Here is a 19,217-nt window from a genome sequence, read left to right on the forward strand (position 1 = left end):
AATGGAAAATAATACTATAGAGCAAAAATATAATAAGTGGATTGTATTGTTGTCAATCGTAATACCAGTTGCGGTTGCTGTTCTTTTTAAAGTGAAGTTAAAAGATTTTGGTTTTAATGTTACACCACTGACCTTTTTGCCTCCAATTTATGCTACTGTAAATGGAATAACAGCAATAGTATTGGTTGCTGCGGTAATGGCTATTAAAAATGGCAATAGAAAGCGTCATGAGTTGTTGATGAAATTGGCAATTGGATGTTCAGTTGCATTTCTAGTAATGTATGTGGCGTATCACATGACTGCCGAATCTACAAAATATGGAGGAGAAGGGATTTTAAAATATGTGTATTTCTTTATTCTTATTACTCATATTTTTTTATCAATAGCTATAATTCCTTTGGTTTTGATTACTTATGTTCGTGCTTTGGCCAGTAAATTTGATAAGCATAAAAAAATTGCAAAAATTACTTTTCCAATTTGGTTGTATGTTGCTGTAACTGGAGTGATAGTATATTTAATGATTTCGCCTTATTATGTTTAAACAAAATATACCTGAAAATCTAAATTCGAATGCTAAACGTAAGATTCTTCTTTTTGGAATTTGTTTTTTCTTCATAGAAATTTCAACTTATGCTCAGTGCGCCATGTGTCGTGCTGCACTAAATGGAGAAGATAATAAAGCGAAAGCAGCAGCTATAAATGATGGGATTGTTTATCTTATGATTATTCCTTATGTTTTAGTTGGAGCACTTGGATATTACATTTATCGAATGAAAAAGAAAAAACAGTAGTTCAATAGCAGTAGCAAAATTTAATTGCAATAAAAAAAGTCAGTCCTAAAAAAATATTTTTTCAGAACTGACTTTTTTTATCACTGCAAACTGATTACTTTACTTCAGTCCGTCGATTGATACATTAATAGTTCCATCAATTTTTATAAATGCAATTATGGCTTGATTTGTTAATTGTATTTTTTGAAATTGAATGTCTTCCATTTTTCCATTGACAAAAACACCTGGCATAGGAGAGTAGTTTTTTAAATAAGGCATCATGCTTTGTTTGGCTTCATCTAGGTTTTGTTTGATAGAATAACGGCAACTTTCTTCCATTTTCTTTAATATAATACCTTGTGCCATCCAATTGGCTGTTCGCATTAATCTACTTTTTGTATCCAAAACATAATCTAATTTGTCAAAATAGATTTCTTTGGTGGTTTCATTATATTGAGGAATTCCATTTAAATAAATCGTTCCATTTACGGAGCCTAAAAGATCCAAAGCAATTACTAATTTGCCATCTTTGTGCCAAATTGCTACATTTTGTACTTTTACTTTCTTACTTCCAGAACCAAATTCTTGACCGACAAAGTTGGTTGTCATTATTTTTGAAGCTTCTTGGTAGGTTGATACTGCAGCTATATTGGCCGAGATTTGTTCGGGAATTTTGTCAACAGCTTTTAAGGTAATTTTGTTGGCTTCAAATTTTGAATCGGGTTTTTTGCCAATCAAAGTTTCCATATTACACTTCATGCCCATGTTGAGTAAAAAGGAATCGTTTTTTAATTTTACATTCGTTGAATATACTTCTATTGGAATAATTCTTAGCCAAGTTTTATAAGCATCACTCAATTCCATTGGTGAGCATATTTTGGATAAGGCATCCATAACATTGGGTTTGAAATCCATAGAGTCCTCAATAGCGCTATCAATGCTTTTTTCAATTTTTGATTTAAAGATGCTTACTGCAGGATTTATGAGATAAGTAACAGGCATATTTTTTCCAAATACTGTCATAGTGGGGCTTTCGACCCAATCGAGAGATTTTAAAGTTGTTTTAGAATTTAATCTCCAATTGTTTAAACCTACACTACTTAGTAAAGTGATTACGCCATTAAGATTAAATTCCTGAGTTTTGTATAAATCAACACCTAAAGTTTTGGTGCCAATTCTGTATTTAACCCATATTTTTAAAGGTAAAACCGTTTTTAATTTTTCGCCTTCTTTTCCGTGATCATTGGTTATGGTAACTGGAGATTGTTTCCAAACTTTGATCTCAATATTGTCATCTTCGATGGTATTGTCTTCGTAAATTAAACCATTCATTAGAGTATTGGTTTGATTTTCGATGTCTTTTAGTTTGATGCTAACCGGTAGATTAATATAGGAGGGCGAACTATTGTATGTCAATGGAACCGCATCATCGGGTTCGGGTTTTAAAGATTCTATTTTTTGAGAGGCCGAAGAACAACTTGATGTTAGAATAACTAGAGTAGACAAGGAAAAAAATAGAATAGAAAATGATTTTAGCATTTGTTTTGTGTTTTGACGGCAAATTTAACAAAACAAATATATTTTTTGGTTAAGCGTGTAACAAATTAGATGGATATAAGTCTTATGTTTTAATTAGTAATTTAAGTATTCCGTTTTCTTAATGCTAAATTTTGAAGAGACATACTTTCCTTTATAAAATACAAAATCATGATTGAAATTAAAGACTTGCATAAATCATACAAAATGGGACATTCCGAATTGCATGTGCTAAAAGGAATTAATTTCAATATCAAAGAAGGGGAATTAGTTGCCATTATGGGTTCGTCAGGTTCAGGTAAATCTACTTTACTAAATATTCTGGGAATTCTAGATGAAGCAGATTCAGGTCTTTATACATTGGACAAGGTTCCAATTAAGAAACTCAATGAAACAATTGCTTCCAAATACCGAAACCAATTTCTTGGTTTTGTTTTTCAATCTTTTAACTTAATTAATTACAAAAGTGCCTTGGATAATGTGGCTTTGCCTCTCTATTATCAAGGTGTTAAGAGAAAAGAAAGAAACGAGATTGCAATGCGATATTTAGAAAAAGTAGGTTTGGCATCTCATTCACATCATTTGCCAAATGAACTTTCCGGAGGACAAAAACAGCGTGTGGCTATTGCAAGAGCATTGGCTTCGAATCCAAAAGTTTTATTAGCTGATGAACCAACAGGCGCATTAGATACTTTGACTTCGTATGAGGTGATGGAATTAATACAAGGAATCAATGACGAAGGAAAAACGATTTTGATAGTGACTCACGAACCTGATATTGCTGCTATGTGCAAAAGAAACGTGGTTTTGAAAGACGGAATCATCATTGATGACAAAATGGTAGAACAAGTAAGAGCATCTTCTTATGTTTAATATAGAACGTTGGCAAGAAATATTTGAGGCAATCGCCAAAAACAAGTTGAGAACCTTTCTTACTGGGCTTTCTGTGGCGTCGGGTATTTTTATTTTGGTTATACTTCTTGGTGTTGGAAAAGGGTTGCAAAACGGAATTGAAAAACAATTTGAACGTGATGCTGCAGGAGTAATCGAGGTGTGGTCTGGCGCTACGACCAAAGCCTACAAAGGATTGAATCCTGGAAGGCAAATACAATTTAGAAACAGTGATTTTGATCTTGCAGTACAAAAATACGGTGACCAATTGGATAAAAATGGGGTTACTGCTAGTGGCTGGGGAATTACTGTAAGTTATGGAAAGGAATCAGGAAATTATCAATACAGAGGTGTCAATACAGACGGTATGGAAATAGAAAATGTATCCGTTATAAAAGGCAGGTATATTAATCTAAATGACTTGAAACACAATGTAAAAGCAGCTGTGATTGGTCAAAAGGTCAAATTAGACCTGTTTAAAGAAAAAAATCCAATAGGCGAACAAATTACTGTAGCGAATATCAATTTTAAAGTAGTTGGTGTGTTTACTGATCCTGGAGGGGAGAGAGAAGAAAGTAGAGTATTCGTGCCTATTACTACAGCACAGCAGGTTTTTGGATTAGGAGATAAAATAAGTTATATGGCTTATACTATGAAAAAGAAAGAAACCTATGAAGAAGCTGTAGCCGAGTCCGAAAAATTCAAAAATGATTATGGGAAATTATTGAGAAGTAAAAATGGTGCTGCTCCTGATGATGAAAGTGCTGTTGGTATTTTTAATTCTGTCAAAGAAGCCAAAAAGTTCTATGACTTGAACCTTTACATTCGACTATTTTTTTGGTGGGTAGGGATTTGTACCATTATTGCAGGAGTTGTAGGGGTAAGTAATATTATGATGATTATAGTAAAAGAAAGAACGAAAGAAATAGGAATTAGAAAAGCGCTTGGTGCTTCACCTATTTCAATTATTATTATGATTTTGCATGAATCAATATTTATAACCACTATTTCTGGTTTTATTGGATTGTTAACAGGATTGGCGCTTTTAGAATTGGTTGGTCCACATGCAGAAAGTGAATATTTTAGGAATCCGCAAGTAGATTTTACTGTGGCGATATCAACCTTAATTGTTTTAGTGATTGCAGGTGCTTTGGCAGGATTTATTCCAGCGTATCGTGCTGCAAAAATTAGACCTATTGTTGCACTTAGAGACGAATAATTATGTTTGATAGAGAAAAATGGAACGAAATTTTAGAGGCTTTAACAGCTAATACTTTCCGAACGCTTTTAACAGCTTTTGGGGTATTTTGGGGTATATTTATTTTGGTTATTTTGTTAGCCGCGTCAAATGGTCTGGAAAATGGTGTCAAAAAGGGATTTGACGGAATCGCTACAAACACAATGTTTATGTGGACTCAAACTACTTCTAAAGCTTACAAAGGTTTGCCGAAGACTAGGAGGTATGATTTTAAAAATAGTGATGTAGATGCTTTAAAACAAAAATTTCCTGATCTTTTATATGTTTCGCCACGTAATCAACTAGGTGATTTTAATGGAGTCAGTAATGTTATTCGAGGCACAAAAACTGGAGCTTATACCATTTACGGTGATTATCCTGAGTTGATCAAGCAAGAGCAGATGGAAATTATTAAAGGCCGTTTTGTGAATCAGCAAGATATTCTTTCAAGACGCAAAGTGGCAATTATTGGTAGAGGAGTTATTGCCGAATTGTATATGAATGCCGAAGAAGTCATAGGAACTTATATCAAAATAAATGGTGTTAATTTTATGGTGGTTGGAGTATATAAATCCAAAGGTCAAAATAATGGAAATGCCGAATCTGCTCAAAAAAACATTTTCATTCCCTTTACCACTTTTCAACAAGCTTTTAATTTTGGAGATACTGTAGGTTGGATGGCGCTTACTGCAAATGATAATGCTTCTATAACAGAGCTTAGACCTGGTATTCTAGCATTCATGAGAGAAAGACATTACATTCATCCCGATGATGAAAGAGCGGTTGGTAATTTTGACTTGTACAAAGAATTTCAAAAAGTACAGGATTTGTTTATGGTTCTTAAGTTCATTGCTTATTTTGTTGGGACTTTAGTATTGTTATCTGGTATTATTGGAATTTCAAACATTATGCTCATTGTAGTAAAAGAAAGAACTAATGAAATCGGAATCCGAAGAGCACTAGGAGCAACACCGGGAGCCATTCGATCTCAAATATTATTAGAAGCTATTTTTTTAACTATAATAGCAGGTATGTTTGGTATTGCTGTTGCAACGGGATTACTTGCTATATTGAATATGATATTAGCTTCAATGCCTACAGAAGGAATGATGTTTATAAATCCAAGTGTGGACTTAGTTGTTGTTTTTATAGCCTTGCTTATATTAGTGGGGTCAGGATTGCTAGCAGGTTTTATTCCTGCACAAACAGCCATTAACATTAAACCAGTCGATGCATTACGAACTGAATAGAAAATCAATCAAAAAAAAATAATAATCGAATAAAATTTACAAAATGAAAAAAGGAGTAACCATAACCGTATTGATTCTTATAGCGATAGTTTTTTTCGGGGCTTTATATTATTTGTACGCCAAAAACCAGGAATCTCCTATTGTTTTTGAAACGGACAAAGTAGAAGTGAAAACTATTATAAAAAGTACTCTTGCTACTGGGAATATTGTGCCAGACGAAGAAGTATTAATTAAACCCAATATTTCTGGAATTATTGAAGCAGTATATATCAAAGCAGGAGAAACTGTAAAAGCAGGTGACATGATTGCCAAAATCAAAGTAGTTGCCAATGTTTCCAATTTAAGTAATTCGCAAAATCAAGTTAAAACGGCCAAAATAGATTTGGACAATCAAGAGAAATTATTTCAAAGACAAAAAACATTGTTTGACAAAGGGGTTATTTCTGCCAATGATTTTGATGCTGCTCAATTGGCTTATAGCCAAGCTAAACAAAATTATAGTGCATCCATTCAAGGTTTTGATATTGTAAAAACGGGTACAACTTCTGGATTGGGTAGTTATGCCAATACTTTGATTCGTTCAACAGTAAATGGAATGGTACTCGATGTTCCTGTAAAAGTGGGTAATCAAGTCATTGAGAGTAATAATTTCAATGAAGGTACAACAATTGCTAGTGTTGCCGATATTGGAAGAATGATATTTGTTGGTAAAGTAGATGAGTCTGAAGTAGGAAAGATCAAATTAAATATGCCTATCGAAATTACTATTGGAGCCATTGAAAATAAAAAATTCGAAGCTGTATTGACTTATATAGCTCCAAAAGGGAAAACGGAAAACGGAGCTATTCAATTCGAAATAAAAGCAACATTAACCAATAGAGATAATACTTTTATCAGAGCAGGTTTGAGTGCTAATGCTTCCATTATATTAGAAAAAGCAGATAAAGTGCAAGCTTTAAAAGAATCATTGATTCAGTTTGACAAAAAAACACAAAAGCCTTATGTTGAAATAGAAACAGGGAAACAAAAGTTTCAACGAAAAGATATTACATTGGGTGTAAGTGACGGAATCTATGTTCAGGTAAAAAGTGGAATTAAACCCACAGATAAAATAAAAGTATGGAATCAAGGGTTAATTACGGAAGAGGTTAAACCCAAATAATCGCTAAAAAAAGGTTTTTGAATTACAAATTAAGTTAAATATGCGTAGTATATTTGTTACGCTTTTATTCCAATAAAAATGAAAAAAATAAATTATTTTAGTATCGCTTTAGTCTTTCTGATAGGATTATCGACTCAAGCACAAACCAAAGTATGGACTTTAGAAGAGTGTGTAAAGTATGCTATAAAAAACAATATTTCTATAAAAAACACCGAATTGGATACGCTTTCGGCTAGTATAGACAAAAGAGGCGCTTTTGGAAATTTTTTACCAAGTGCTAATTTGAGTGCTAACCATTCTTGGAATATTGGTCTAAATCAAGATATAACAACAGGTCTTTTGAGAAATCAAACTACTCAATTTACAAGCCTTGGAGCCAATGTTGGAGTAGATATCTACAAAGGAATGCAGAATCAAAATACACTGCGAAAAGCTAATCTTTCTATTGTTTCTTCCAAATACAAATTGGTAAAAATGCAGGAAGACATTGCTTTGAATGTTGCCAATGCTTTTTTGCAAGTGCTTTTTAATAAAGAAAATCTAAAAGTGCAACAAGAACAGTTATCAATAAATGAAAAACAATACAAACGTTCCGAAGAATTGGTAAAAGCGGGTTCTATACCACGAGGCGATTTATTAGATATCAAAGCTACAGTGGCTTCTAATAAACAAAATGTTATTACAGCCGAAAATGCATTATTAATTTCTAAATTGAGTTTGGCTCAATTATTACAATTAAAAGAATTTTGGGATTTTGATGTAATAGACGATACTAATGCTAAAGACGAAAATAATATTATGTCGATAAAACCGATGGATATTTATGCAAAAGCAAAAGAGAGTAGAACAGAATTGAAAATTGCACAAACCAATTTGGAAATCGCTGAAAAAGATGTGGCAATTTCAAAAGGAGCTTATCAACCTACCTTATCTGCTTTTTATAATTTTAATACAAGAGCAAGTTATAGCGATATTGTAACCGGTTCTGCTCCAAATACAGCAAATCCTACCTCTGTTGTTGGTTATGTAGAAGGCACGAACCAAAACGTTTTGAGACCTAATTCAGTGGCGGTATTAGGAGGTCCAGAACCTGTTATGGATCAATTTAGTAATAACAAAGGGCATTCTTTTGGGGCACAATTGTCGATTCCTATTTTTAATGGATTCTCTGTAAGAAATAATGTAGAACGTTCCAAAGTTGCTTTAGAAAAATCTAAAATTGCATTGGAAAAAGAAGATTTGGATTTGCAACGAAATGTTTACACTGCTTTCACAGATGCCAAAGGAGCTTTGAATGCACATGAGTCTGCCATTGTAGCTTTAGAATCTAGAGAAGAAGCCTATAATTATGCAAAAGAAAAATATGCAGTGGGGTTAATGAATTCTTTCGATTTTAATCAGTCACAAACGTTGCTTACCAATGCACAATCAGAAGTTATTAGAACCAAATACGATTATATCTTTAAAATCAAAATATTAGAATTTTATTTTGGAATTCCAATTATCAAAAATTAATTTATCATGTCAAAAAAAACAATTTACATCTTATTAGGATCGGCAGTAGTAATTATAGCTTTATTAATTGGACTTTCAAAAGCGGGTGTCTTAGGAAATAAAGATAAAGGAAAAGAAATTGAAATCGCCAATGTGGTTACGGGTGCAATAGTGGAAACAGTATCGGCAACGGGTAAAATTCAACCCGAAATTGAAGTAAAGATTTCATCTGAAGTTTCAGGCGAAATTATTTCACTTAATGTAAAAGAAGGTCAAGTAGTAAAAAAAGGAGATTTATTGGTAAAAATTAATCCAGATTTATATACTTCGGGCTACAATCGTTCTGTTTCGAATTTGTCTGGAACTAAAGCCGGTTTAAGTCAATCAGAAGCTTCTTTTAATGAAGCAAAAGCAAATTATGAAAGAAATAAAACTTTGTTTGAAAAAGGGATTATTTCAAAATCAGATTGGGATAAGGCAATAGCTTCTTTTGAAGTGGCAAAAGCCAATAAACAATCTGCTTTTTATAATGTAAAAAGTGCTTCGGCAACTGTTAATGAAGCCAAAGACAACTTGGGTAGAACTACTATTTATGCTCCTGCTGATGGTACCATTTCTGTGCTTAATGTAGAGCTTGGCGAGAGAGTTTTAGGGACGCAACAAATGGCTGGAACCGAAATTTTAAGAGTTGCCAATTTAAACAATATGGAGGTTGAAGTAGATGTAAACGAAAATGATATTGTAAAAATAAAAGTTGGGGATTTGGCTAATGTAGAAGTGGATGCCTATTTGAAAAAACAATTTAAAGGTGTTGTTACCAGTATTTCAAATTCAGCAAGTACGGCTTTAACAGCAGATCAAGTAACTAATTTTAAGGTAAAAGTTAGAATTTTAAAAGAATCGTATCAAGATTTAATGGTTGGGAAACCGTCTTCTTATTCTCCTTTCCGACCAGGTATGACCGCTACGGTTGATATTATCACTACAACAAAAACGAATGTGGTTCATGTTCCTATCAGTTCTGTTGTTGTGAAGTCTGATACTACTGCCGTAAAAGAAATCAAAATGGACGGACCTGAGTCTGACGACAAAAAGGAAGCTCCGAAAAGTGACAAAAAATATGAATGTGTTTTTGTAAAAGTAGGCGATAAAGCTAAAATTAGAATCATAAAAACTGGAATTCAAGATGATACAAATATTGAAGTAGTTTCAGGATTGAAAAAAGGCGATGTTGTTATCACAGGGCCTTATTCTACCGTCTCCAAAGATCTAAATTCTGGAGATAAAGTATTTGTTCCAACCGAAACAGACAAGAAAAAATAGTTTCCTTAATCATTAAATGGTATAAATTATTGTTCGGTTTCTTTTGAAGAATATAAAAATAAAAACACGTCTTGAACTTCCTGGACGTGTTTTTTGTTTTATAAAGGAAATTTAAAAATTAGGTGTAAATTTGCAATCGTATTCATTATTTCATGATTTTATAATAAAAAATCTAAAATCTACAACCTAAAATTAATAACGTGTCGTATATACTTAACATTGAAACCGCTACCAAAAATTGTTCTGTTGCTTTGGCAAAAGAAGGAAAAATGATATTGTGCAAAGAAATTGCAGAAGAAGGGTATTCGCATGCGGAGCGTTTGCATGTTTTTATAGAAGAAATTATGAGCGAGGCGGGAATAGGGTATAAAGATTTGGCGGCAATTGCCGTAAGTCAAGGGCCAGGATCTTATACGGGATTGCGAATAGGTATTTCGGCAGCTAAAGGCTTGTGTTATGCTCTGGAAATTCCATTAATTGCGGTTGACACTTTGCAGTCATTGGCCTTGAAAGTTACAGTTGCTGAAGGTTTTATTGTTCCTATGATTGATGCCCGTAGAATGGAAGTGTATAGTGCTGTTTTTTCTCCTTTATTAGAAAAAAAACGAGAAGTATTGGCCGAGATTATAACCGAAAAATCTTTTGAAGAACTACAAGGGACAGTTTATTTTGTAGGTGATTGCAATGAAAAATGCAAAACAGTTTTGACAAATGATAATTTTGTATTCTTAGATGCTATTAAATATCCTTCTGCCAACGAAATGTGTGCTTTGAGTTTTGATAAATACAAAATAAACGACACAGTTGATGTCGCCTATTTTGAACCTTATTATTTGAAAGATTTTTTAATTACCACTTCAAAAAAATAGTTTGGTTTTTGCTAATTACTTTTTGATAACTCGGTAACATACGGTTGAAAAGTGATCCCCGCTTCATCAAATGCCAATTTGCAATTTTCTAATGTATCCGAGATTACACTACCCAAATCTTCATTTTTGGCCCAAGGTCTAACGGCAATTTGAATAGCATTATCAGTAAGATTCTTAACGGATACCTCTGCTATAGGTGAAGCTAATACTTTGGGATTGCTTTGTAGCACTTTTGTTATGATGTTTTTTACTTCTTTGATGTCAGTGTCATAAGATATAGCGATTGTCAAATCAGCTCTTCGGGTACCTTGCATCGAATAGTTTGTGATTGTTCCATTGGATAAAGACCCGTTGGGTACAAAAACAGTTTGATTATTGGCTGTTATTAATTTGGTTACAAAAATTTGAATTTCTTGTACCGTAGCCAAAATACCTTGTGCTTCAATAGTATCTCCAACTTTAAAAGGTTTAAAAAGGATGATTAGCATTCCTCCAGCAAAATTAGACAATGAACCTTGTAATGACAAACCAACAGCGAGTCCCATTGCACCCAAAATAGCTACAAAAGAGGAGGTTTCTATTCCTAATTTTGAAATAAAAGTAACAAAAAGTAAGACTCTTAATGCCCACAATAATATGTCGGCTAGAAATTTGGTTAATGTTGGGTCTAGCTCTCTTTGGATCATTATTTTTCGAATAATTCTATTGATAATTCGAATGGAATAAAGTCCAATAAAAAGAATTAGAAAAGCGGAAATAACTTTTGGAGAATAATTTATAAGTGCCGTAATAAAGGTGTCGGCATAACCAGCGATGAAATTGGGGTCTAAAGTCATATTTTAAATCATAAATGACCTTCTCATATGAGAAGGCCATAATTGGATTGCAAAAATAAGAAATTAATATTTTTATAAAATGCTATTTTGGAACTTCTTCAGAATTTGTTGAGGTTGTATCCAAGTTTTTTAGTTCTGAAGTTTCTTCTGGAGCAGTTGTTTTTCCTTTTGTGCTATCAATGGCTTGTTCTATACTTGTTTCTGCTTTTTCTATAATTGGAGTTATAGTTTCTTTAGCTTTGTTTAACGTATCTTCAATAAAAACTTCAGCTTTTTCTATATGAGGACTGGCAATTTCTTTTGCTTTGGCCACTGTTTCTTCTATAAAGTTTTCGGCTTTTTCAATTTGAGGTGATGCAACTTCTTTTGCCTTGTTTACCGTTTCTTCAATAAAAGCCTCTGCTTTTTCAATTTGAGGCGTTGCTGTTTCTTTAATAGTTGTCACAGTTTCGTCCACAAATGTTTCGGCTTTGTCTAAATAGGGTTGAGCGGCCTCTTTTGTTTCTTCAATTACGTTTTCTGCTTGTTCTACTATTTCGCTTGCTTTTTCTTTGGCTGTGCCAAATACACTTTTAAAAAATGAAGTTATTCCCATGGTTTTTACTTTTTAGGTTAGAAAAACCAAATGTAAACTTTATTTTTATAATTACCATATTAAATAATTGTACAGCAATGGATTACGGTATATTGTTTTTTTGTATTTCTCATACAGTGAGAGTGCTTACTGTTCTGTTTTGAATTGAAATAGGAATTTAAAAAAAAAGCGTTTCTAATTTTAGAAACGCTTTTGTAATGTTATTGTATAGCTAATGGTTTTAAACAGCTTCTACTTTTATTCCTTCATCATTCAACATACTTTTTAGCATGTTTTCGATGCCGCTTTTCAAGGTAAAAGTTGATGAGGGACATCCATTACATGCACCTTGCATAATTACTTTTACGGTTTTTGTTATACTATCGTAGGAATCAAAAAGAATATTTCCTCCATCTGCGGCTACAGCCGGTTTTACGTATTCTTCAAGTATGTTAATGATTTTTTGAGATGTTTCATCAAGTGAATCAAATGATTCGTCTTTTGTTTTTTCGTCTTTAACAATAGTTTGAATCATAGTTTCATCAAGCACAGTACCTCCGTTTTCGATGTATTGTTTTATAAAAGTTCTTAATTCAAGTGTAATATCTTGCCATTCATTGATGTCGTATTTGGTAACAGAGATGTAATTTTCATCTATAAAGACCTCTTTTACATAAGGGAATTTAAATAATTCAGTTGCTAACGGTGAAGGTGCGCTTTGATCTATGTTTTTGAACTCAATAGCATTTTTCGTAATCATTTTATTGATGACAAATTTGAGTGCAGCAGGATTTGGAGTAGATTCACCATAAACGGTAATAGGCTGTTTTTTTGTTTTGTTTTCATCAATGGCTATGATTATTCCTCCTTTGTTTATAAAGGCTTCAATTTGTTCTGCAACAGCGTCTTTTACATCGTCCCATTCAACTATGCTAAATCTTTCAATTGCAATGAAATTACCTGATATATAGACTGTTTTAACAAATGGTAAATAAAATAATTGTTGGGCTAGAGGAGACGCTTTTGCTTCATCGATGTTTTTAAATTCGAAACTTTCGTTTTGAGTAATGAAGTCAGGAAATTCAAATTTTAATATTGTTGGGTTTTGGGTTTCTTTTATAGTAACTTTTGTCATGATTTTTGTGATTTTTTACAAATTTAGTGAAGTTATTTTCTATGATTAACTATATTTGATATTTTAAAGAATAAATTAACAAAAGTTTTTTTTTCGTGATTAATTTTATAAAACCGCCCCTTAATGTATAATAAAATCAAATTTGTTTTTGCCTTTTTTTTTATCACTTTAACTACTTTCGCACAGGAAGGAATACCCGTTTATTCAGATTATCTATCGGATAATTATTATTTAATTTTTCCTTCTATGGCTGGTGCATCCAATTGCCATAAACTTAGGCTTACTGCAAGAAAACAATGGTTTGATCAAACTGATGCACCTGCTCTCCAAACATTAAGTTACAATGGTAGGGTTGGTGATAAATCTGGAGTTGGTGCTATTGTTTTTAATGATGTTAATGGGTATCATTCCCAATTTGGTTTCAAAGCAACTTATGCACATCATCTTATGTTTTCAAGGGATGAAGTAGATTTAAATCAATTATCCTTTGGTATAAATGTAGGTGTAAATCAAAGTCAATTGGATGAAACTGATTTTCAAAATTCAGGAGATTATGATCCACTCCTTGGAAATGTTGTTCAGCAAGCTTCTTATTTTAATTTAGATATAGGAGCATCTTATAATTATCTTGATTTTAGTTTTAATGCAGTAGTTAAGAATGTTTTAGAGACAAGACAGACTATTTATACCGAATATGAAAGTGATAATTTGAGAAAATTTATAGTTAGCGGAGGTTATGTTTTTGGTAATGCCGATAAGATATTATTGGAGCCTTCTTTGCTGTATCAATATGTAGATAAAACAAAGGAAAGTGCTTTGGATATGAACTTAAAAGCCTATAAGAAACTAGAAATGGGACAATTATGGGGAGGTCTATCTTACAGAAGAAGTTTTGATGGAGCCGAATACATTAGCGGAAGCGGAACAAACAGTCAAAAATTGCAGTATATTACTCCAGTTCTAGGTTTAAATTATAAAAATTTCATGTTTGCCTATACATATACTCATCTATTGGGAGATATTCAATATGATAATGCAGGATTTCATCAGCTTACACTAGGTATTAACTTTTTATGCAAACCTGAAAAATACGATTGTAATTGTCCTGCGATTAATTAAAAAGTTATAAAAGAAAATGATAATTAAGCCTGTAAACGGAAAATCACCTGTTATTCCTGAAGATTGTTATGTAGCTGAGAATGCAACTATAGTGGGTGATGTAACTTTTGGTTCTCAATGTAGTGTCTGGTTTAATACAGTAATTCGCGGTGATGTACATTATATTAAAATTGGAAATAAAGTAAATATTCAAGACGGAGCAGTTGTTCATTGTACCTATCAAAAACATCCAACAATAATTGGTAATAATGTTTCCATAGGACATAATGCAATAGTACATGGTTGTACGATCCATGATAATGTATTAATCGGTATGGGGGCAATCGTTATGGATAATTGTATAGTCGAAAGTAATTCTATTGTTGCTGCAGGCGCAGTAATCACTCAAAATACTGTTGTTGAGTCAGGTTCTATCTGGGCTGGTGTTCCAGCTAAGAAAGTTAAAGATATAGATCAATCAAATTTTGCTGGTGAGATAGAACGTATTTCAAATAATTATGTAATGTATTCAAGCTGGTTTAAAGAAGAGTAATTTTTTGTTTAATTTATAGAAATTATTTGATAATAAATAAGTGTTTTTGGAATACAATTTTTTTAACAATAAGAATCAATTAAACCCAAAATCCGGATTAGAAAATTATCATATCTAAATTGTTCTACACAACGAAGAACGTGCTCCTATTTTCAAAAAATGAAAGTCAAAAGTATTAGTTCATTGGTTGCTATTTTTTTGGCATTCACTAATAAACTTCGTTTTCCTCAAAAATAGTCCGTTAGTTTTACTTTTATTGAATAATTTAGCTTCGTTGCTAAGTCTATTGCGGATTCTGGTTTAAATATTTATCTTTTCAAAAAAAACGTTTTTATAACTTTCACTAATTGGAATTCTTTTATCTGCAATTAAAACTTTGTTTTTTTGGATGGATTTGATGTGCTTTATGTTGATGATATAAGAACGATGTATTCTTGAAAATCCTTTAGAGGACAATAAGTTTTCAAGCTTTATTAAGCTGATTAGTGTTAGAATGTATTTATTATCAGTAGTGTAAATTTTGACATAATCTTTTAAACCTTCGATAAATAGAATGTCTTTAAAATTTATTTTGACATTTTCATATTCTGCTCGTACAAAAATAAAATCTTGTTCGATTTCTGGAGGATTTGCATTTTGATTTGTTGCAGATATACTCTTTGGTGTATTAATTTGTTGGGCTCTTAAAACGGATTTTAAAAATCGATTAAATGGAATTGGTTTTACCAAGTAGTCAACTGCGCCTAGATTGAAACCTTCCACAGCATAATCGGAATAGGCTGTTGTGAAAATAATTAACGGTTTGTTTTCGATTGCATTGATAAAATCAATTCCTGAGAAATGAGGCATTTCTATATCTAAAAAGATTAGATCAATTTGAGATTGATTGATTATGGAAATGGCATCAATTGCATTGGTAAAGGTAGTGACTAGTTCTAGAGAATCAATTCGTCCTACGAATTCTACCAATAATTCTACTGCTAAAGGTTCGTCATCTATAATAACACACTTCATTTTTTTTAGTTTTTAAGAATTGATTTAAAAAGAGTTGTTGGATTCTAATTGTATTTTATCCAATTGTAAAATTAAATTTACCGTATACAATGAATCTGTTGTTGTTAGTTTTAATGTATGCGCATTTGGATAAAGTAAAAGTAGCCTATTTTTGATATTTGTTAAACCAATTCCAGAATTTACCGGATCTTTTTTAGTGTTCTCTATTTTGTTTTGTACCCAAAAGTCTAAAATATTTTCCGTGATAGTTATCTTAATTTTTACAAATGTAGCGCCTTTATAATCAGTTCCATATTTAAAAGCATTCTCTATAAATGAAATTAATAACATTGGTTCAATAAACTTATTTTTGGTATCACCATGAATGTTTATTGTTAAGTTTTCTATGTTATTTAGCCTCAGTTTTTGTAACTCTATATAATTTTTGATGTAGCTAATTTCTTTTTCTAATAAAACAGTCTTGTTGTCCGTTTCATATAGCATATATCGCATCATTTCGGATAATGTTACAATTGCATCTGGTACTAAATCTGATTTTTTATGGGCAAGGGAATAAATACTATTTAATGAATTGAAGAGAAAGTGTGGATTTGTCTGCTTTCTTAAATAGTTCAACTCAGCTGTTGTCCTCTGACTATCAGATATTAATTTGTTTTGTTGGTCGTTATAAAATTCAGATAGGGTTTTAATAATTGTACTAATGGCAACTATTAAAAGGTAAAAAAAGGAAGGGATTATTTTAAAAAAGAGAGGTTGTTCTCTTCTAGGACCAATATGTTGTATTCCATTTTTATTCATTTGAAACTTTTGAAAATTGATGTCCTTTTGGGGTTTCATTTCCAGAAATTCAGTTGATATAAAATGTTGCCTTATAAACATTATAATGATTATGAGTACAAAAATGATACTTATATAATTGACATATTTTTTCTTTAAAAGTAGATTAGGAACTAAATAAAGATAATTTAAATAGAATAGTAAAATACCAGTTAACCATTGAACATAAAAATCACTATTAATATGAAAGGGACTTTCGTAAAACTGAATAAGAGATGTGCTTATAAAAAAACACCATATTATACAATGTATTAAGATCTTATTATAGATATGATTTTTTACGATATCAATATTCATTTATATTTTTATTTTTAATGAGATTAAATCATTTTTTGTGATTGTGGGTGATGAATTTGATTCTAATTTATGTAATACTAAATGGCCTACTGCTAAGGCATCCTTTTCAGTCTGAAAAGATTTCTGTTGACTAACAACGGGTATAATGGTTTGTTTTATTATTATTTTATTGTTGTTTGAAATAGTATAGCCCCAACCATTTATGATTTTTATAGATTCAACTTTAAAATTTTCTTCTTTTTTTAGAAAAACGAAGATAAATGTTCCTGTCAAAAATATAATTAAGTATATGTTAAAAAGAGGATTGAAATTCTTCCGGATGTTTTTCCGGAAGAATTTTGCTTTAGTATTAATTGTCATCATCATTTTGTTCTTCGGATGGTTTAAATTCCCAGACATCATCAAAAAAGGATGTTCCTGATTTTCCTAGTATAACGAATCCTCGTTCGCCTTTGATTGTAATTCCAAGTGCATCAGATCTTCCAGATCCTTCAAGGGATGTTTTTTCTTTCCAAATATCTGTTTTTGGATTGTACTCCCAAATTGTTCTTCCGCTTTCACCACAAGTAATATAACCCAAACTATTAATGGAGAAACTTGATGCATTTGCTCTTTTAATTGAATAGGCATCGTGATCAGTTCCATCATCATCTAAATCTCTTTTTCTTGTCCAGATATCAGTAATTGGATCAAATGCCCAAAAATCTACTTGATTTACGCCACTGTTTAGTCCTGTTCCTAAATAGGCAATATCGTTTATTACGAATACAGTTGCATTTCTTCTTTTGTTTCCACTAAATCCATTAACTTGAGTCCAAGTATTGTCTGTTGCGTTATATTGGTAAAAATCTTTTAAGTAATTACCATCATAACCAGTCCCGAAAAATGCTTTTCCACCTACTTGAAACCCTACAGCACCATAACGTGCTGTTCCTGCAAAATCAGTTTTTTTTGTCCAAATATTAGTATCAGGATTGTATTCATAAAAATCTTTTAATTTATTCGTACCATCATATCCCAATCCCACATATCCATTTCCGTTTAATTCGAATCCTGATCCTGAGCTCCTTGCTATACCGATAAAATCTGCTTTTTGTTCCCAATAATCCCCTGCTGAATTGTATGCCCATAAGTCATTTAGGTATTCATCTCCCGTATAACCAGTAGTAACATAAGCAAAAGTCCCTATTACAAAACTGGTAGCACTTGAACGGGCAGGTCCATCAAAGGCTGATTTTTTAATCCAATTTCCTAATTTTTCTTCTGTATCATCGTCACTACAGCTTATTGAAAATAGGCTAATTAGCAAAGTACTAAGTATTATTCCTTTTTTAAAATGTTTCATATGTCTAAAATTTATTTATTTGTGATGATGTTAATTTTCTCGTTTATTTTATATTTATCAGTAAATTTTATTGGGACAGTTTTTAAATTTTGTATTTTATACTAATCGAAAAGAGGCTTCCGTTTTTCTGTTTCTGATTTATTTCGTATGTTTTATTATTATCTGAAAATTTGAATTCTTTATTCGTCGAATACCCTCCTTTGGCTGTAATTATCCAAGATTTATCCATATTTCTTGCTAATTGTAACGTAGTTTCCATTTGTGAAAAGCCTACTTTAGAAACGGTGTTTAGGTCATCATTAATTATGTATTCATCAAGATTATAACTACAGCCATTAAAATCATTATTTATGCTAAATTTATTTCGTATCGAATTCGAAAAGCTGAATGATGATTTTGGGAAACCCAATTTTATATAGACATGCTCATTGAATTGGTGATTATATGTAAAAGTGGGTAGCCAATCCACTGTTCCAAAAAGTGTTGTTCTTTTTATTCCAAAATCAACACTGCTATTTTTATTAATATTATAATTGATTTCAATACTTCCTAAAAGCATGACATCTGAAAAAGTTATATGATTTTCAAAATTAAGTGTTGGCTGAATGCCAAATGTCAATCTTGTTTTATCGTTTAACTGTTTTGAAAATTCAAAATTATTTTCATAAGTATTGAAATGTGTACTGCTGTAATTTGTAGCATAATCCTTTAGTAAATAATCTTTTAATTCGTCTGTAATGGTTGTGCTTTTGTAACTAAATATATTCGTCAGTTTTATTTTTGCATCTATTGTTTTAAAAAGAGTTAGACCAATTTCTGTTTGTTTAATAGTTCCTTTATTAATAGGTTCAGTTTGCAAATTCCAATCAAGGGCACATCCTTTTTGTGCATTGATACCAATAAAAGGTATTAAAATCAAAAGCTTAGTAAAGTTGTTTATTCTCATTTTTTTAATATTGGTTCAAAAGTAAATGGGTTGTTACCGAATAAAAAAGA

Annotated in this window: 20 protein-coding genes; 11 read left to right on the forward strand and 9 right to left on the reverse strand. The window is 31.7% G+C overall.

Features of this window, described 5'->3' with window-relative positions:
- The first annotated feature begins 1 nt into the window (after position 1).
- Positions 2–541: a DUF420 domain-containing protein gene (locus tag OZP06_RS10015; RefSeq protein WP_269221730.1), complete on the forward strand. Its 540-nt coding sequence runs from the start codon at positions 2–4 to the stop codon at positions 539–541.
- On the forward strand, positions 534–791 hold the full coding sequence (locus tag OZP06_RS10020; protein WP_269221731.1) for a hypothetical protein: 258 nt from the start codon (positions 534–536) through the stop codon (positions 789–791). The genes OZP06_RS10015 and OZP06_RS10020 overlap by 8 nt, the downstream gene beginning before the upstream one ends.
- A 99-nt stretch (positions 792–890) precedes the next feature.
- Here OZP06_RS10020 and OZP06_RS10025 read toward each other — a convergent pair whose 3' ends face one another.
- Complete coding sequence (locus OZP06_RS10025; RefSeq protein ID WP_269221732.1) at positions 891–2,309, reverse strand: DUF4403 family protein; 1,419 nt, start codon at positions 2,307–2,309, stop codon at positions 891–893.
- Between the two features lie 168 nt (positions 2,310–2,477).
- On the opposite strand from OZP06_RS10025, the gene OZP06_RS10030 reads away from it, so the two are divergent.
- The 7 genes from OZP06_RS10030 (at position 2,478) to tsaB (ending at position 10,532) form a co-directional block, all read left to right on the forward strand.
- Positions 2,478–3,179 carry an ABC transporter ATP-binding protein gene (locus OZP06_RS10030; protein ID WP_269221733.1) on the forward strand — a complete coding sequence of 234 codons (702 nt, stop codon included), beginning with the start codon at positions 2,478–2,480 and terminating at the stop codon, positions 3,177–3,179.
- The gene (locus OZP06_RS10035; RefSeq protein WP_281323671.1) at positions 3,172–4,416 is read left to right on the forward strand and encodes an ABC transporter permease; all 1,245 of its coding nucleotides are present in this window, start codon (positions 3,172–3,174) and stop codon (positions 4,414–4,416) included. The genes OZP06_RS10030 and OZP06_RS10035 overlap by 8 nt, the downstream gene beginning before the upstream one ends.
- A 2-nt stretch (positions 4,417–4,418) precedes the next feature.
- Entirely contained in the window at positions 4,419–5,684 is a 1,266-nt protein-coding gene (locus tag OZP06_RS10040) for an ABC transporter permease (RefSeq protein WP_269221734.1), read from the forward strand.
- 43 nt (positions 5,685–5,727) lie between these two features.
- Positions 5,728–6,846 (forward strand): efflux RND transporter periplasmic adaptor subunit, encoded by a 1,119-nt coding sequence (locus tag OZP06_RS10045; RefSeq protein ID WP_269221735.1) that lies wholly within the window; start codon positions 5,728–5,730, stop codon positions 6,844–6,846.
- 78 nt (positions 6,847–6,924) lie between these two features.
- Positions 6,925–8,361, forward strand: a complete 1,437-nt coding sequence (locus tag OZP06_RS10050; RefSeq protein WP_269221736.1) for a TolC family protein — start codon at positions 6,925–6,927, stop codon at positions 8,359–8,361.
- A gap of 6 nt (positions 8,362–8,367) precedes the next feature.
- The gene (locus OZP06_RS10055; protein WP_281238000.1) at positions 8,368–9,663 is read left to right on the forward strand and encodes an efflux RND transporter periplasmic adaptor subunit; all 1,296 of its coding nucleotides are present in this window, start codon (positions 8,368–8,370) and stop codon (positions 9,661–9,663) included.
- A 200-nt stretch (positions 9,664–9,863) separates the two neighbouring features.
- Entirely contained in the window at positions 9,864–10,532 is a 669-nt protein-coding gene (tsaB, locus tag OZP06_RS10060) for a tRNA (adenosine(37)-N6)-threonylcarbamoyltransferase complex dimerization subunit type 1 TsaB (protein WP_281237999.1), read from the forward strand.
- Positions 10,533–10,543: 11 nt separating this feature from the next.
- On the opposite strand, the gene OZP06_RS10065 is transcribed toward tsaB, so the two are convergent.
- The 3 genes from OZP06_RS10065 to OZP06_RS10075 form a co-directional block, all read right to left on the reverse strand.
- Positions 10,544–11,368 carry a mechanosensitive ion channel domain-containing protein gene (locus tag OZP06_RS10065; RefSeq protein WP_269221737.1) on the reverse strand — a complete coding sequence of 275 codons (825 nt, stop codon included), beginning with the start codon at positions 11,366–11,368 and terminating at the stop codon, positions 10,544–10,546.
- Between the two features lie 82 nt (positions 11,369–11,450).
- Positions 11,451–11,963: a YtxH domain-containing protein gene (locus tag OZP06_RS10070; RefSeq protein WP_269221738.1), complete on the reverse strand. Its 513-nt coding sequence runs from the start codon at positions 11,961–11,963 to the stop codon at positions 11,451–11,453.
- 220 nt (positions 11,964–12,183) lie between these two features.
- Entirely contained in the window at positions 12,184–13,077 is an 894-nt protein-coding gene (locus tag OZP06_RS10075; protein WP_269221739.1) for a NifU family protein, read from the reverse strand.
- Positions 13,078–13,200: 123 nt separating this feature from the next.
- On the opposite strand from OZP06_RS10075, the gene OZP06_RS10080 reads away from it, so the two are divergent.
- Together OZP06_RS10080 and OZP06_RS10085 are read left to right on the forward strand one after the other, a co-directional pair.
- On the forward strand, positions 13,201–14,196 hold the full coding sequence (locus tag OZP06_RS10080) for a type IX secretion system membrane protein PorP/SprF (protein WP_281323672.1): 996 nt from the start codon (positions 13,201–13,203) through the stop codon (positions 14,194–14,196).
- Between the two features lie 16 nt (positions 14,197–14,212).
- Positions 14,213–14,728: a gamma carbonic anhydrase family protein gene (locus OZP06_RS10085; RefSeq protein WP_269221740.1), complete on the forward strand. Its 516-nt coding sequence runs from the start codon at positions 14,213–14,215 to the stop codon at positions 14,726–14,728.
- A 300-nt stretch (positions 14,729–15,028) separates the two neighbouring features.
- Here OZP06_RS10085 and OZP06_RS10090 read toward each other — a convergent pair whose 3' ends face one another.
- The 5 genes from OZP06_RS10090 to OZP06_RS10110 form a co-directional block, all read right to left on the reverse strand.
- Positions 15,029–15,742 (reverse strand): LytTR family DNA-binding domain-containing protein, encoded by a 714-nt coding sequence (locus tag OZP06_RS10090; protein ID WP_281237996.1) that lies wholly within the window; start codon positions 15,740–15,742, stop codon positions 15,029–15,031.
- 24 nt (positions 15,743–15,766) lie between these two features.
- Positions 15,767–16,540, reverse strand: a complete 774-nt coding sequence (locus OZP06_RS10095; RefSeq protein WP_269221742.1) for a sensor histidine kinase — start codon at positions 16,538–16,540, stop codon at positions 15,767–15,769.
- Positions 16,541–16,876: 336 nt separating this feature from the next.
- Positions 16,877–17,149, reverse strand: a complete 273-nt coding sequence (locus OZP06_RS10100) for a DUF4907 domain-containing protein (RefSeq protein WP_269221743.1) — start codon at positions 17,147–17,149, stop codon at positions 16,877–16,879.
- Positions 17,150–17,225: 76 nt separating this feature from the next.
- Complete coding sequence (locus OZP06_RS10105; RefSeq protein WP_269221744.1) at positions 17,226–18,221, reverse strand: kelch repeat-containing protein; 996 nt, start codon at positions 18,219–18,221, stop codon at positions 17,226–17,228.
- 82 nt (positions 18,222–18,303) lie between these two features.
- Positions 18,304–19,167, reverse strand: a complete 864-nt coding sequence (locus OZP06_RS10110; RefSeq protein ID WP_269221745.1) for a DUF6268 family outer membrane beta-barrel protein — start codon at positions 19,165–19,167, stop codon at positions 18,304–18,306.
- Positions 19,168–19,217: the final 50 nt, after the last annotated feature.

This window comes from Flavobacterium sp. IMCC34518 (assembly GCF_027111095.2).
GTDB lineage: Bacteria > Bacteroidota > Bacteroidia > Flavobacteriales > Flavobacteriaceae > Flavobacterium > Flavobacterium praedii.

Excerpts from the sequence above, each read along its gene's own strand:
- OZP06_RS10020 (WP_269221731.1), top strand. The coding sequence starts at position 534 with ATGTTTAAACAAAATATACCTGAAAATCTAAATTCGAATGCTAAACGT.
- OZP06_RS10015 (WP_269221730.1), top strand. The coding sequence starts at position 2 with ATGGAAAATAATACTATAGAGCAAAAATATAATAAGTGGATTGTATTG.
- OZP06_RS10095 (WP_269221742.1), bottom strand. The coding sequence starts at position 16,540 with ATGAATAAAAATGGAATACAACATATTGGTCCTAGAAGAGAACAACCT.
- OZP06_RS10030 (WP_269221733.1), top strand. The coding sequence starts at position 2,478 with ATGATTGAAATTAAAGACTTGCATAAATCATACAAAATGGGACATTCC.
- OZP06_RS10070 (WP_269221738.1), bottom strand. The coding sequence starts at position 11,963 with ATGGGAATAACTTCATTTTTTAAAAGTGTATTTGGCACAGCCAAAGAA.
- OZP06_RS10105 (WP_269221744.1), bottom strand. The coding sequence starts at position 18,221 with ATGAAACATTTTAAAAAAGGAATAATACTTAGTACTTTGCTAATTAGC.
- OZP06_RS10045 (WP_269221735.1), top strand. The coding sequence starts at position 5,728 with ATGAAAAAAGGAGTAACCATAACCGTATTGATTCTTATAGCGATAGTT.
- OZP06_RS10040 (WP_269221734.1), top strand. The coding sequence starts at position 4,419 with ATGTTTGATAGAGAAAAATGGAACGAAATTTTAGAGGCTTTAACAGCT.
- OZP06_RS10085 (WP_269221740.1), top strand. The coding sequence starts at position 14,213 with ATGATAATTAAGCCTGTAAACGGAAAATCACCTGTTATTCCTGAAGAT.
- OZP06_RS10065 (WP_269221737.1), bottom strand. The coding sequence starts at position 11,368 with ATGACTTTAGACCCCAATTTCATCGCTGGTTATGCCGACACCTTTATT.
- OZP06_RS10090 (WP_281237996.1), bottom strand. The coding sequence starts at position 15,742 with ATGAAGTGTGTTATTATAGATGACGAACCTTTAGCAGTAGAATTATTG.
- OZP06_RS10025 (WP_269221732.1), bottom strand. The coding sequence starts at position 2,309 with ATGCTAAAATCATTTTCTATTCTATTTTTTTCCTTGTCTACTCTAGTT.
- OZP06_RS10075 (WP_269221739.1), bottom strand. The coding sequence starts at position 13,077 with ATGACAAAAGTTACTATAAAAGAAACCCAAAACCCAACAATATTAAAA.
- OZP06_RS10110 (WP_269221745.1), bottom strand. The coding sequence starts at position 19,167 with ATGAGAATAAACAACTTTACTAAGCTTTTGATTTTAATACCTTTTATT.
- OZP06_RS10035 (WP_281323671.1), top strand. The coding sequence starts at position 3,172 with ATGTTTAATATAGAACGTTGGCAAGAAATATTTGAGGCAATCGCCAAA.
- OZP06_RS10080 (WP_281323672.1), top strand. The coding sequence starts at position 13,201 with ATGTATAATAAAATCAAATTTGTTTTTGCCTTTTTTTTTATCACTTTA.
- OZP06_RS10050 (WP_269221736.1), top strand. The coding sequence starts at position 6,925 with ATGAAAAAAATAAATTATTTTAGTATCGCTTTAGTCTTTCTGATAGGA.
- OZP06_RS10055 (WP_281238000.1), top strand. The coding sequence starts at position 8,368 with ATGTCAAAAAAAACAATTTACATCTTATTAGGATCGGCAGTAGTAATT.